Consider the following 13,976-nt stretch of genomic DNA (forward strand, 5'->3'; position numbering starts at 1 on the left):
GGCGTTGGCGCGCCGGCATGATCAAGACTTCGGACTGATAGATCATCCGGGAAGGTGCGTCCTTCCCGTCATCCACAGGTCCTGATCATTGCTCTGCACTCCGGGGTAGTGCCTTACGGCTACCAGAGAGTGAAGCTGTCTGCGGGTGATGTGATTTGGGGAAACACCACCGCTGAAACCTCGGGTTGGTACGCGGTCATAGACCCAGACCAGGCCGAAGTGATCCGTACCCGGATGGTTGCGCCGCTGTTGGCGCACAAGTCCGCGAACTTTGTTGCCGCAGAACTGAATACGGCCGGTGTTCCAACCAAGTTCACCGGCCGGACCAAGCAAGGTGAGGCCCACTCCGGTAAGTGGGATTCCACCGTGGTCCGCCGCATCCTCTCGTCACCCACGTTGATGGGCCACGGAGTACACAAAGGTGAAATCATCACCGATGCTGACGGGGTACCGGTGCAGCGTGCGGAACCGATCCTTACGTCCCAGGAGTTCGATCAGGTGCAAGCCGCACTGAAGTCCAGGGCTATCCGGCAGTCACCCCGTGACCAGTCAACGAATCTGCTCACTGGCGGGGCCGCCGAGTGCTTCTACTGCCACGGGCCGTTGTACCGGCAGGTCTACCAAAGCCGGAACGTGACGTATTTCCGGTGCCCGAATACACAGAACAAAGACCGCAAGTGCTCGTACAAAAACATACGCGCCGAGAAGCTTTACGAATACACGTCCGAAGTGTTCTTGTCCGAGGTCGGCGACCTCGAACGGCAAGACAAGGTGTTTGTACCCGCCAGTGATCACACAGAGGCCCTAGAGCGGGTCAAGGTGGCTATTGCCACGGTTCGCCGCGAAAATGAGCTAGGGCTTTACGAAGGCTCCCCGGATGAATACCTGCACCGTGTTCAGCGTCTGGTCGAGCGTAAGCGACAGCTTGAGCTGTTACCGGCCGAACCTGCACGGTTCGAATACCGGGGACTCGGGGAAACCTACGCCCAAGCTTGGCACCGCATGTCTATCGAAGAGCGTCGCGGGTTGTTGCTTGACTCAGGGTTCAAGGTGGTTGCTGGTGGCCCGGACTTGATCGGGCACCATATTCCGTTGGATATCCGGTACCGAGTAGCGAACGAGGGCCATATCCGGAAACTGTCTCGGGAAGAACACAGAAAGCTTATTTGGGAATACGCGGAACGGATCGGCCTTCGAGAACTGATCAATTGTGACCGGTGCGGGTACCCGGCGGTTCCGGAGGATGCATACAACGGACTTTGCGGCAAGTGCCACAGAGATGAGGAGAAGCGATGACCACCACCGACATTGCCAACCACCCAAGTTTTCTACGGGCGGGGATCGTAGAAGAATCCGGCCGCCGGTTCTTGATCGAACACCGGTCTATCCGGGTGAAGGAAACCAATCCGTGGCGTGACCCGATCCTGCGGTTTCTCGAAGCGACTCCGCACACCGTGACGCAGGACGAAAAGATCCGCGACACGACGATGATCGGATACAAAGCGATCGTGCGGGCGTATTGGCTGCACGACTGAAATAAAGAAACCCGTGCCGGGGATGTAAAAGGCATCCCCGGACCGGGCACCTAAGAGGATACACCATGAACCCTATCCAGGTAGAGACACGTTGGTCTCGGGCCCACGGTAAAACACTTTATTGGCTCTCCGTGCCTGGTCTTAAATACAAGCTCTACACCGATGAGGCGGGGCTCCGCCAACTACAGCAAGAAATCGATTCCACCCTGAAGGGTATTAACAGCAGTGACCGAAGCAAGCAATAAGACAACCCTGCCGATCCTCGTTTGGGATCAGGCTTACAACCGCAACGGAGACGCCAAGCTTCCGCGAACGGTCGTCAACGTAATCCGGACCTACATGGATAACCGCACCCTTAAGGGCTGGGTCAAGCAAGAGACGCTAGCCGAGGCCACCGGCCTCGATGTCCGCTCGGTGAAGCGGCATATCCGGGAGAACGTCAAGGCAGGCTGGCTGAAGGTGACGGAGCGCGGGAACTCCGGTGGACGCGCGAACACGTATGAACTCACCTTCCCCTCAAAGGTGACACGGATGTCCCCAAAGGGGGGACGTGCATGTCCCCCTAATGGTGACGTAGATGTCACACCTACTACTCTTAGAACTACTCCTAAGAGTAGTTCTTTAACTACCAAGAAGAAGAAGGGGGACACCAGTGTCCCCCACTCCGGAGACGGGTTGAATAAGAACCCGACTACGGCTATCGCCTACGCCGTGTCCGGAGACCGCCTACGCCGTGTCCGGAGACGGTACCGAAGAAGTACCGGCAACGGTATCGGATGTTTCGGCATCCTCAACCGTCACCGCAGAGGGAACGACAGTGACCGAAGAAACCGGAGCACCGGCGACGGAGGATCAACCCGTCACCGGAGAGCCAACGGTTTACCGTTGGATCAGGAAGGCCGGTGCACCGGCCTTGCCCGAGGTAGTGGATAAGGACTGGAGCCCGTTCGTGGACGAATGGCTCCCGTATGAAGTCAAGTACGTTATTGACGAGTGTGATGGACTGAGTAGTTCCGACACAGCCGCGCGGCTGGGGTGGCATTTCGGTAGTCCAAGCTATCGCTACCGAGAGTCGCTGGAATCCGGCGACCTAGCCAAGCATCTGGAACTGATCCAGGAATAGCGGCTCTCTAAGCCTCTGGAACCGTCTAGGCATACCGATGTATACCCTAGGCGGTTTTCTTTCGTCTATGGCTTAATCAGGGTGGTCTACGCGGGTAGACTGCCCGGATGGATAAGACACTGGCTCAGGAATTCAAGGTGCTGCGGTCCGGAATAGACCGCGTCACCGAACAAGCATCCCGTGTACAGGAGTACCTTTCTGAGGTCCAGCAGACTCAATCCGAGCATTCTCGGATGCTAGAAGAGATCTTGTCTCGGCTACCGAAGCCGTGACCCTGGGGGAGCGACCCGCCCCCTGGGCCCGGTGTCACCCCTCCGGCACTCGGGTCAGACACGCGCGCAAGGGGGGAGGGAGGGTCCCAAAACGATTTTGGGGTTGGATTATGGACCACTTTTCGGGGGTTCTAGCCTATCTGAGGGTATATCGACATACCCCGATAGCCTGAAAGTCCGTCAGCGAACTATTCAGACCGCAATTCCAGCGCCTTGCGAATCAGGGCGCGGGCAGCGTCGCCGGTCACTGATTGAGCGGCCAAGACATCGAAGGCCCGGGCGTAGACCGCGATCTCGCTCGGGCGAGTGATGGTCTGTTCGGCCGAGATACCTTCGACCATGACCACGTGGTCATCGAACATGATGAAGTTCGGGGCTGTAAGCGGAGGCAGAGCCCTGGACGGGATGATGCCGAACGCCACCCGAGGCAGGCCCATGACTGCGAGTAGCCGGTCTAGCTGTCCGGCCATCACATCATCGTTACCGACTGTGGTCGAAAGGACCTGCTCAGCGAGGACGATCCGGAATCGGCGCTTGCCCTTGTAGAGGAACTGTTGGCGTTCAAGCCGTTTGGCTACGCCTTCGTCTACGTCGTTGGGTATCCGCTCGAACTTCACGACGTCCCGCAAGATCTCTTCCGCGTACTCGGCGGTCTGAAGGATGCCGGGAACGATGGTCGGCTGATAGATCCGCGTGAGGCTGGCCTTCTCGGCGAGCTTGACCGAGACGTATTGCCGCCGCTTGGTTCCGGTGCTCAGGATTCGACGCCACTCCACGTATGCGGCGTCAACGTTGTTCAGGGTGGCAATCAGATCCGGGAGTTGATCAACGGCCCCGGTGTGTTCGCAAATGACCCGTAGATCGGTCTCTGAGGGGCTTCGGGTGCCGCGCTCGAATCGTGAGACCTTCGACTCGTGCCAGCCCGCCAAGGAAGCGAGCTGGCGCGCAGTCAATCCGGAGTGGCGGCGGAGCTCCCGGAGCCTGAGCCCGAACGCCTCCCGCGCCTCGTGAACATTATCGGTCACTGTCCAGCGTGTACCTGGTTGAACTGGGCGTACGGTGTTGCGAGCTCCCAAAGCTGTTGCTTCACGCCGCGACAGTACGCCGCAATCCCGGGATCGGTAGTGCTCACAGAATCCGCGGGCTTGCCATCTTCACCAGTCACGTTGAACACCACTAGCCGACCGTCGAACAGCCACCAGTCGTCTTCGGGCATGTCCTCCGGCGGAACGAGATGCCGGGGGACGTACCGAATGTCGTCGCCAGCGTTGACGTTGTAATGAGTGATCGACAACAACCATCGCTGGTAGTCACTGAGTGGAACCGTGACTACACGAACCCGACTCATGGCCACCCCACGGCCGGCCGTTTCCCGCACCAGCGCCCGCCACTCGGGAGATGGGTCGGATTCTTCAGGAGGCTCACCCGCCAGGAACCGACGCAGCGGCTCAGATTCGTAAGGCTCGGCGTATGAGTCCTTCAGTTCGAGGTGGAACGCTTCGCGCTGGCACTCACGGAACAGATCAGGCCAGGGATCGCCTTGCCGCAGCAGCACCGTAAAACGTCCTCTCTCGCTTGGGAACCAGGATCGCGGTTTCATCGTCGGCAAGATCGAGTTGGTTCAACGTTTCATCGTCCGTGACCGGTTCGCCGGTAAGCGTGAAGGTACCGCGTCCGGAGTCGGTCAGGGTGGCACCGATGAACATGGCAGGTTCGGCGTAGCCGAGAAGTACATGCGGGATCTCGACCGTTTCAGGCCGGTCGGTCTGCCATCCCTGCACCAGGAACGTGTTTTGATCGGTGTCGTACAAGGACGGGCACCCGTTCCGGTCTGATCCGTTCTTGCCGAGGAATCGTAGGCGCATGACTGCGCTCCTCTCTTGGTGTGTGCCTTGGTATTTGGGCACGCTTCGATGATCCTCGTTCGTGGCATGTTTCGCCGAATAATCGGTTCAACCTGGCAAGTACTGGCAAGTCTGTAGACCGCGTGGCCGCGTGGTTCGTAGCGTCGGTCTAGACGTCCAGGGCCGGTGCGAGAGGCCCTGCCCTGGACTGCCTCACCACCGAGAGGGGCGGAGATGGAACCGGACACCTTGCCTGAATCACTCCGGGAGGCAATCGAGATGGCGCGTGCCACGGCCGAGCCGGACAAGGCCGTGATCTACATCTTCCGGCCGTTGCTGACCACGAAAGCAGATCTGGACTGGGCGGAGTTCTACGCCCGGCAGAGAGCACAACAGCTGGGTTTGCGGGTGTCCGGGCTTCTGGTCGCAGACAACTCGGACTCTGATCGGATGGGACTGCTGTACCGGCTTCTCCGCCGGATTGATTGCGCGGTTGTGATCACTCCGTCACTGGCGCATGTGGGCGGAAATCCTAGGCGGGTAACAGCTTTCGCTGATCTCCAGACTGTGAGCCCTGCCGCGTGCCATCACTGGCGGACCAGGGTGCCCCGCTGCGAGTTGGATGAAGCACTGGCACCGGAAGACCACTCCGACGCTCGGGAGCCGAGAGAGGGGGTGAAGCAATAGACGACTGAAACCACTTCGCGAGAAGACCGGGCCCCCGATTGCAACCGTGCCTGAGGTCTTCAACCCCCTTGGGGAGCCCCGGTCGAAGGAGAGGGCCGGGGGTTCTTCGTTGGGAACGAACTACTGGTCCCTACCCCTCCAGAGCGTGCGAAGGATTGCTACGCGATCTTTTGGTGATGTACCCCTGAGCGCATAGATCGCGACCGCCGCCCTGGCCACCGCAGCGGGTACTGTCACTGCCGCAGTCGCAGTGAAAAGTTCGGGAAGAGTCAAGGTACACAACCACCTTCATTCGAGCCTATCTCGACCAGGCGATTACCTGGCGAGCCCACTCGGGCCAGTGGTTAATCCTTCGTGTGGGGCGGTCGAACAGGCGTCAGGGTGTGGTGAGCCCTGGCCTCAGGAATTGTACTCGGGTGCAACGGTTCGCGCCAACAAGCCGGAAGCTGTTGTCTGCGTGGATCAGTCACTCGGAATGGTCACTTTTCGCGCCTATCGAACAACGCCTTGATGATCGCCGGGCGCTTCTCGGGCGGGACATCCTTGAGAGCAACCTTCAGCATGATCACCCGGGATGCATAGCGAGCCGTTGCCGTAGCGGCACCGGGGATTCCGAGAAACAACACAGTTTCCATCACGCGGAGACCTCCGCCCGATGAGCGGCGTACGCCGCCACGTCGATGACCATGCGCACAGCGTATGGCGGTGCGGGCACGACGAAAAGAAGGCCCAAACCGACCTTCTCTCAACAGTTTACGACTTTTGCCAACAATTCACCCGATTTGAGTGAGCAAGCCATGCACTTCAGTCGGCGGAGATCGCGCCTGATACGCCGTCTTACCTGCGGCTTCAGCACCCAAAAGCCCAGCTTATTCACTACTGACGAGTGAAATACCGCCTGATTCGGTCATGGAACCGACCGGTGGGTTGTATGGAATTTCACTGCGTCTGACTCCGCCACTGGCCCAGGATCATTCGGGGCCGGGGCGCTCCATGGGCGAAGTCCGCCGTACCGGAGGGGTATTTCGCCCGGCGGTCGGGGGTATCTGCTCGGATGGGGTGGGCTAGGGAACCAGCACAGATCGAACGGCTTGACCCCCAGAGAGACCCCCGGAACAACATTGATCCAGCCCGCAGGCTGACCAGTAGTTGTAACCGCACCGGGGGTCTACTCGTGTCCGGGGTCAGCCGCGCTTCCGGGGATTGAGAAGCGCTGTCAGAGAGCGGATCACCGCTGGTCGCTCCGCAGAAGGAACGCCCCTCAAGGCGTATAACGCAATCACCATCCGGGAGATGGAGCCAACACAAGCTGCCGACGCTGCCGCGACTGCAAGCGAAAGTGGCACGGGCACAGCCTTTCTTTCTATGCAGTCCGCAATGCGCTCGTGTCCACGCAGAACTGTACGCACAGGCCAAGCCTTCATCAAGTCCGGCCGGAATTCAGTCTGGTTTGTCGGATATGCCCAGATAACTCTGTGACGTCTGTCACAATCTAGGTATTTACCCCAAAAGTAACACTGATCTAGTAAGTGAGGGAGAAACGAGAACCTTACTCCGATCTCGTGACTTCTATCACATTCGATTACTCATCCCCAAAATACTCACCTATCTAGTAAGTGAGCGGGAATTGAGGACATTGGCGAAATGCCGGTGACATCGGTCACAATTGATCAGTAGATTCAAAAAAGTGCACCGATCTAGTATATGAGGGACTTGGAGATAGGTAGAGACGTCCGGCGGGGCGGCTCCCTTCTTCTGGGGATCTTTCCAGAGGCATTATGTCTCACTCGTCAGTAGATCCCTCGGGGTGCTGGTTTGGTTGAGCCAGCGCCCAAAGCTTCCGGCGTGACGCCGGTTGACCGTTGATCCAACGGTTTGAGACACCGAGGGCAAGTGCTCTTCGGGTTTCTCTTTTTGCGGGCTGTAGCGCCGGGACCACATACCGGCGCTTTCGGTTCTCAAGACTTCACGCGGCTTCGGCCGCTTTTCTTTTTGGTCAGGTCTGCTAGACCCAGCAATTGGAAAGGGGTGCCCCATGGGCACATGCACCAATGGTCACCCGATTCGGGGACCTCAGGACAGATACAAGTCCGGTCATTGCAAGAAGTGTGCAACCAAGCACACGGCCGCGTATCGGACCAGATGCCGGGATGCTCTCCGGCTTACTCGCGAGCTAGGCATCGCCTAGCGTCGAAGAAAGAAGTACACAATGAGTTTTATCGATGACATGCAACAGGGCTACACGGTTGAACGACTATTGAACACGCCGTGGCTGATCGGCGGTATTTACGGTGTCTCCGATGAAAGAATGACACCGGCGGTCGTCCTGGACGTCACCAAGTTCACGCAAGCAACGCATTATCCGAATAACCGTGTCATGGTGCCAGGTGTCGTGCTCGGAAAGATCACCGCAACCGGCAAGTACGGCCCGTACGATCCGAACGCAAGCGACGGACGCCAGACCGCGACCGGGTTTCTGTTGTCGCCTTCGATTCTCGTCCCTGCGGCTACCGAGGCGCAGAGCCGCATTCTGTTGAGCGGGTTTGTACAGCCCGCGTATCTTCCTGCGGCAAGCGGCTTGGATGCCGCCGCGCGTACTGCGCTTCGGAACATCGTGTTCCTTGATGTCTGATCAAAGATCAGAGCATCCCCGACGACTGGGTTAAGTCGGTCTACGTCAGTGGCTTCGATCGGTACGGCGCTGAATACGTCACGGGTGCCAGTTACATGGACCAATGCGTAAACACGCGTCTACAAGCCATATAGACGGCAATACGATCATTCGCAATTCAACCGAGGAGAAACCTATGCCTGAAACATATCATGAATTGGCATTCGGACGCCGGTCTACACCGAGACCCGAGGAGCAACGGGAACTTTTTGAAGTCTGGTGGGCGTCGAAGCAACCGTATCGCGATGCGGTCGTTGAGGGTGGCGGACCGGTCCGCGACAAAGAAGCAGCATTCGAGTTGTTCACCCGGCGTTGGAAGCCGGTGCGATGACTGAATACGAATACACGCTGACGACCGTCAGCTCCGCCGAAGCTATCGCATCGGCACACTACTTCACCGGTCTTCTGACTGAAGAGGCCGTTGTGATCCTAGATCGGTGGTTGGGCTACTAACCCAGGGGGACCAACCTCCGGCCCGGCCGGGATGTCACTCCGCTGGCGAAGCGGCCCGTATCCCCCCGGGGAAAATATTGGCCTCGAAATTTCGCGAAATAACCCCCGAGTTGGTCATATTCACCAGCCTCGACACCTATCAACCAGAAAGCATAAACGTTATGACTAGCCCTATGCGGTACATTACTGCGGAGCACCGGAACATGATCCGATTCCGCTCCGATCCTCGGATCATGACCGCGCTTGAATCCGTCGCCGGATTCTCCGAAGCTGTCCAGGTCGCGGATCAAGCGGAAGAAATGCTGGCGGAGCTGGAACAAGCGCCGCCGCTCCAGACTATCGACCTAGATTCGATCATCTCTGATGGCAAGATTCCGGATTCGTTGCTCGCGTCTGTCGGTGAGAGCCATCTTAAAACCGAGATTGTTTCCCAAAAGATCCGTATCTTGCGCGAGCTTCGAGCCAAGGCGGCATACCGAATCGAGTCGATCGCATCGAACGGTCGGGACGAGATTCTGTCTAATCTCGATTCGCAGATGCAGGCGGTAGTTTCTGGCATCAAGTCAGCTGTGGAAGCACTCGGCGACGCTTCGAACATGACTGAAGCTGTCGAAGCCGGTACCGCTGACGCGTGGCGGAACCTTACCCAGCTACGAGGCGAATACAACCTACTGCGTGGAAGCCAAAGCAAGGTTCTAGTGGAGGTCCTAGGGAGTATCCGCGTTACGAAGTCCACCCGGACTTCGGATGAACGCGCTAGCGAGCTTCATATCCGAAACCTTGATGATGTTTGGCCCGAGTGGGCTACACCGGTTGATCCGGCTACGTATACGACCACTCCGGGTGTTGACGCCGACCACTTCATGAACCGTGGATTCGATTCTCAGCCGTGGCCAGCCGATACGGATGAGTTCTTGGTGTGGGCGGCCCGCAATGGCGTGGCCATGTGGATTCCGACCACGGCTCAGGTTCGGGAGCTTGCAGACACTCGGTTTGACCGGTTGTTCGATCGTGAAGCCGCCCGGCGGAACGGCATGCAGCAGATTGCGACGCTTGGATGAGCGGCGGATGGCTCACCGATAAAGACATAGAAGACGATTAAGAAACAAAGCCCGGGATTCGACCCCCGGGCTTTCTCTGTATTTAGGACTCAGTTTGAGTGTGGAACTAGCAGAGGCGTATGTCAGCCTCGTTGTTGATACAAGAAATATCCCGCGCCAAGTAAGGCAAGGATTCGGGCAGGCAGCACCGGAGGCAGCCCGCGCCGGGCAAGAGTACGGCTCGAAGTTCTCTTCAGCCTTCGGGACGATTGTTAAAGGCGGTGCTGCTACCGCTGCCGCTGCGGCGGCGGGTGTTGTCGGTACAGCTTTAACCAAGGGCTTCGAGCGGCTCACCGCGATCGATGATGCCCAAGCGAAGCTTCGAGGCTTGGGTAACGATGCTCAGTCCGTCTCGGCAATTATGGATTCCGCCCTAGCGGCCGTGAAAGGCACCGCCTACGGTCTAGGTGATGCCGCGACTATTGCGGCGTCGGCGGTTGCTGCCGGTATCAAGCCCGGCGAGGAACTGACCAACTATCTGAAGCTGACAGCGGATGCCGCCAGTATCGCCGGATCTTCGCTTGGCGATATGGGGCACATCCTCAACAAGGTACAGACCTCGGGCAAAGCGTACACAGACGACTTGAATATGTTGTCTGACCGTGGAATTCCTATCTTCCAGTGGCTCAGGGACGAGTACGGCAAGTCTGCCGAAGAGTTCTCGAAGATGGTTGAACAAGGACAGGTCAAGTCCGATGTCTTCCAAAAGGTCATTGAGAAGAACATCGGCGGAGCCGCCCTCAAGATGGGCGACTCGTTCAAGGGCTCAGTCCAGAACCTGAACGCTTCCCTGGGCCGCCTAGGTGCCGGTGCGCTTGAGCCTTTTTTCAAGCGGCTACAAGGCGGTGCGGCTGATGGCACCAACGAGATAGACAAGCTGACACCCAAGGTCAAAGAGCTGTCCAAGGCTCTGGATAACAAGGTCTTCAACGAGTGGGGGCCGAAGCTGAAGGCGGCGCTTCAGACGCCGGAGGCTCAGAAACAGATCAAGTCTCTCGAAGACTCGTTTAGGCAGATCGGTAAGTCGGTCAAGGACATAGCGCCGACGCTTGGCCCGATCGTCTCGACTCTGGCCAAGGCTGCCGGGTCTACCGGGTTCTCTGCCTTGAAGATTGGTGTAGAAGCGTTCTCGGACACGCTCAAGGTTGCGTCTCCGGTCCTCAAGACGTTCGCTGAGTTCGTCGAGAAGAACCAGGATCTTGCGACCGGGCTTCTATCGGCTTGGATGGCGTTCAAGTCTGTGAACGTCGTTCAGGGGTACCTGGGCAACCTTGCCGGGTCGGTGGGCATTCTCGGCACCAAGGCGGACGCGGCGGGCGGTAAAGCCGCGCTACTCGGCCAAGCGATAGGCAAGCTTGCCGTTGGCGGTGCGGTCGTCGGTTTGGGGATGCTCTCCCAGAAGACCGATGAGTACGGGCAGAAGACCGACAGCGCGAAAGCGGCCACTATCGGTTTTGATGCGTTGCTTGGTGCTATGGCGGGTTCGACGCTTGGCCCGGCGGGTGCTGTCGCTGGCGCGGCTGCGGGTACCGGTCTGGCGCTTGTCCAGATGTTCAAAGAAGGTTCCCGCGAAGCGAAGATCCTTGATGATCTGCTGAAGTCGCAGCTTCAAACCATGGACCAGATGACTGGTCGGCAGACTCAACAGACGATCGACTCGACCGCGAAGTGGTTGAAAGACCACGGGGACCGGATCAACCAAGCCCGCGGATTCGGTATCGACGGTAACCGGTATGTGCGGGCGGGTTCGGGACTGGACTCGGATTACCTGAACAACGTGAATACCGACCTTCGGGCGAACATCCTGAAAGACGACCGGTTCAAGTACTGGTCTGAGCGGCATTCGGAGGTTTCCGCCGACACCTTGGCTCAAGCGCTGCAAGGCATCCCGGATGCCGTGGCCAAGATCCAAGGCGGGCAAGGCGCGCTGGACATGATCCGTGAGCGGCTCGGCAACGTCGCTCAAGCCTCGGCGGACTTGTCCAAGGCAATGAACACCGAAGCCGAAGCGAACACCAAGGCTTCGGATGCTGCCCAGCAGTACATCCGAGACACCAAAGGCCAGTTCGAAGCTACGGACTCACTCAAGGCCAAGTTCTCGGAGTTGGGTGCAGCGATCACCGCTGTACCTCAATCCAACGTTGTCGAGATCACGGCACCCGCCGGGATGGACCCGGAGACGTTCAAGAACAAGGTCACGGACCTGCACCTGGGTCTGACCGAACTCGAAGCGGACAAGAAGACTGTCAAGGTCACCTTGGACGACAAAGAGGCTCAGGACGGGATCAAAAAGCTTCAGCAGCAAGAGATTCCGCCGAAGCAACTCCAAGTGTCGCTTGCGTTGCAGATGATCAACAATGCGGCTGTTGCTGCCGGTAAAGACCCCGTCATTCCGCCGCAGCCTCGTGCTAAGGGTGGCCCTATCTCCGGTGCTGGCACCGGGGAGTCGGATTCGATCCCGGCGCTTCTCTCGCATGGTGAGCATGTTTGGACCAAGCGTGAGGTTGACGCGGTCGGTGGTCAGGGCGCGATGTACAACCTTCGCTCCCGGGCTCTCGCTGGCGGGCTCCGGTTCGCTACCGGTGGCGGTGTCATGCCTACCGGTATCTCGGATGCGATCAAGGCGGCTCAGGAAGCGGAGGGCCACACCTACGAGTGGGGAGGCGTGGGGCTCAACAACTTTGACTGCTCAGGCTTTGTCGGGTTCCTTCAACAGGTAGCTATGGGTCTCGGGAAGGTGGCTAAGCGGCTCTACACCACCAACACTCTGATCGGTGGTGCCACAGCCGGTTTGGAGTCCGGCCTAGGTGACTCGAATACCTGGTTCAAGGTCGGCGTGTCGGGTGAACACATGGCCGCGACGATTGCGGGGCTCAACGTCGAATCTGGCGGCCAGTACGGCACGTCCGGCATCGGTGGTGGCCGTGCCGGTGCCAGTGATTCCCAGTTCCCGTACAAGTTCCATCTCCCGAACAAGCTTGTTGCCGGGTTCGGTCAGTTGGTGTCCGGGGGCAGTATCGCCACGTGGACCGATGAGAACGAGCGTGAGCTAGAACGGCTTCAAATCGCGGTCACAGACGCTAAGACGAAGCGGGATGAGGTCTACGCGAAGTCGGACAGCTCCGACACGGACAAGCACAAGGCGGATCTTGACGTTGCCGACGCTCAAGACCGGGTGGTGAAGAAGCAAGAAGAGAAGGACAAGGCCGGGCAGTCCGTAGGCGGTTCGCGGGTGGCTCCGCAAGCCCCCGCGCTGTCCAAGAAGTACACCGACACCGAGAAGTCGTATGCCTCGAACTTGCAAGCGGTTGAGTCTGCGAACAAGCAACGCAACCAGGTGTATGACGATCCGACGTCTACGGAGGCGGATAAGCAAGTCGCTGACATCACGCTTCAGAAGGCGATTGACAAGCTGGAGAACCAGGATTCGAACTCTACGAGCAAGAACCCGGCGAAGACCGTGAAGGACATCTTCACTACGTGGGCGTCCTCGGTTGCTGGTGTCGCCTTCGATGCCTTCAAGTCTCAGCTTCCCGACAAGATCAGTGGCTCTCATTGGTGGAGCGTTGCGGATCAAGCTGTAGCGCTTGTGAACACCGAAGACTCCGAGACCGGTACGTCGGTCTCTCAAGCGTTGCAGAACATCGGAACGTTCGGGGCTTCGGCCTTCGCGGATCAGCTCGGGTACAACCCGAAGAACCAGATCCCGGACTGGGTTAAGAACCTGAAGTCCGCTGCCGTGTACGACACGGGCGGCTGGTTGCCTCCGGGCGGCATGGCCGTGAACTTGTCGAGTTCACCTGAGCCGATTTTCAACTCTCCGAAGCAACTTCGTGACTTCGCCGGTGGACAGCTGCAACCGGCGCAGGGTGATAACAAGGGCTTCATGACCGAGGCGGATATGGACCGCTACATGCGTCTACGGCCGGTCTACAACATCACCACTGCTGATGTCTCGGGCGCGGTTCAACAGATCCGCGTCGAACAGAAGCGACAGGCAGCGGGTTACATGCGGAGGTGACCGGAGGTCACCGAGGGTCGGCGTAACTCCGTTACGCCTTCGACGGTAAGACTGGCCACCGGAGCGGGCACAGTTGTTTGTGGGGGTAATCGGTCCGGCGGCCAGTCCGGGCCGAACTTATCAGTGTTCGGTTCGATCGAGCTGGAGGCCGCAGTGCGGACACTCGTCTGGCAGTGAGCAATGATCAAAACCTGTGGATGACCGGGAGGGCGTACCTTCCCGGATGATCTGACAATCAACAGGTTTCGATCTACTCGGCGCGCCAACGCC

Annotated in this window: 12 protein-coding genes; 8 read left to right on the plus strand and 4 right to left on the minus strand. The window is 58.6% G+C overall.

The features are described 5' to 3' along the window. Window positions 1-108: 108 nt before the first annotated feature. The 4 genes from ACIRRA_RS44225 to ACIRRA_RS44240 all read left to right on the plus strand — a co-directional run bounded on the left by ACIRRA_RS44225 (window position 109) and on the right by ACIRRA_RS44240 (window position 2,658). Window positions 109-1,296: a recombinase family protein gene (locus ACIRRA_RS44225; RefSeq protein WP_402781567.1), complete on the plus strand. Its 1,188-nt coding sequence runs from the start codon at window positions 109-111 to the stop codon at window positions 1,294-1,296. Continuing rightward, window positions 1,293-1,535 (plus strand): hypothetical protein, encoded by a 243-nt coding sequence (locus tag ACIRRA_RS44230; protein WP_402781569.1) that lies wholly within the window; start codon window positions 1,293-1,295, stop codon window positions 1,533-1,535. Before ACIRRA_RS44225 ends, ACIRRA_RS44230 begins: the two co-directional genes overlap by 4 nt. A gap of 339 nt (window positions 1,536-1,874) precedes the next feature. After that, entirely contained in the window at window positions 1,875-2,468 is a 594-nt protein-coding gene (locus ACIRRA_RS44235; protein ID WP_402781590.1) for a helix-turn-helix domain-containing protein, read from the plus strand. After that, window positions 2,353-2,658: a hypothetical protein gene (locus tag ACIRRA_RS44240; RefSeq protein WP_402781596.1), complete on the plus strand. Its 306-nt coding sequence runs from the start codon at window positions 2,353-2,355 to the stop codon at window positions 2,656-2,658. Before ACIRRA_RS44235 ends, ACIRRA_RS44240 begins: the two co-directional genes overlap by 116 nt. Before the next feature lie 460 nt (window positions 2,659-3,118). Here ACIRRA_RS44240 and ACIRRA_RS44245 read toward each other — a convergent pair whose 3' ends face one another. The 3 genes from ACIRRA_RS44245 to ACIRRA_RS44255 are packed head-to-tail and all read right to left on the minus strand — an operon-like array spanning window position 3,119 to window position 4,741. Next, complete coding sequence (locus ACIRRA_RS44245; protein WP_402781570.1) at window positions 3,119-3,955, minus strand: helix-turn-helix domain-containing protein; 837 nt, start codon at window positions 3,953-3,955, stop codon at window positions 3,119-3,121. Then, entirely contained in the window at window positions 3,952-4,485 is a 534-nt protein-coding gene (locus tag ACIRRA_RS44250; protein ID WP_402781572.1) for a DUF6879 family protein, read from the minus strand. The genes ACIRRA_RS44245 and ACIRRA_RS44250 overlap by 4 nt, the downstream gene beginning before the upstream one ends. Then, a complete protein-coding gene (locus ACIRRA_RS44255; RefSeq protein WP_402781575.1) occupies window positions 4,454-4,741 on the minus strand; it encodes a hypothetical protein in 288 nt (95 codons plus the stop codon). The genes ACIRRA_RS44250 and ACIRRA_RS44255 overlap by 32 nt, the downstream gene beginning before the upstream one ends. 267 nt (window positions 4,742-5,008) lie before the next feature. On the opposite strand from ACIRRA_RS44255, the gene ACIRRA_RS44260 reads away from it, so the two are divergent. Further along, on the plus strand, window positions 5,009-5,461 hold the full coding sequence (locus tag ACIRRA_RS44260) for a hypothetical protein (RefSeq protein ID WP_402781578.1): 453 nt from the start codon (window positions 5,009-5,011) through the stop codon (window positions 5,459-5,461). Between the two features lie 479 nt (window positions 5,462-5,940). Here ACIRRA_RS44260 and ACIRRA_RS44265 read toward each other — a convergent pair whose 3' ends face one another. After that, the gene (locus ACIRRA_RS44265; protein WP_402781581.1) at window positions 5,941-6,099 is read right to left on the minus strand and encodes a hypothetical protein; all 159 of its coding nucleotides are present in this window, start codon (window positions 6,097-6,099) and stop codon (window positions 5,941-5,943) included. Window positions 6,100-7,670: 1,571 nt separating this feature from the next. On the opposite strand from ACIRRA_RS44265, the gene ACIRRA_RS44270 reads away from it, so the two are divergent. From ACIRRA_RS44270 to ACIRRA_RS44280, 3 genes are all read left to right on the plus strand, one after another. After that, window positions 7,671-8,093: a head decoration protein gene (locus tag ACIRRA_RS44270; protein WP_402781584.1), complete on the plus strand. Its 423-nt coding sequence runs from the start codon at window positions 7,671-7,673 to the stop codon at window positions 8,091-8,093. A 725-nt stretch (window positions 8,094-8,818) separates the two neighbouring features. After that, entirely contained in the window at window positions 8,819-9,646 is an 828-nt protein-coding gene (locus ACIRRA_RS44275) for a hypothetical protein (protein ID WP_402781587.1), read from the plus strand. A gap of 100 nt (window positions 9,647-9,746) precedes the next feature. Further along, window positions 9,747-13,706, plus strand: coding sequence for a tape measure protein (locus ACIRRA_RS44280; protein WP_402781593.1), 3,960 nt, complete (start codon window positions 9,747-9,749; stop codon window positions 13,704-13,706). Window positions 13,707-13,976: the final 270 nt, after the last annotated feature.

The organism is Nocardia sp. NPDC101769, from assembly GCF_044766925.1.
Taxonomy (GTDB): Bacteria; Actinomycetota; Actinomycetes; order Mycobacteriales; family Mycobacteriaceae; genus Nocardia.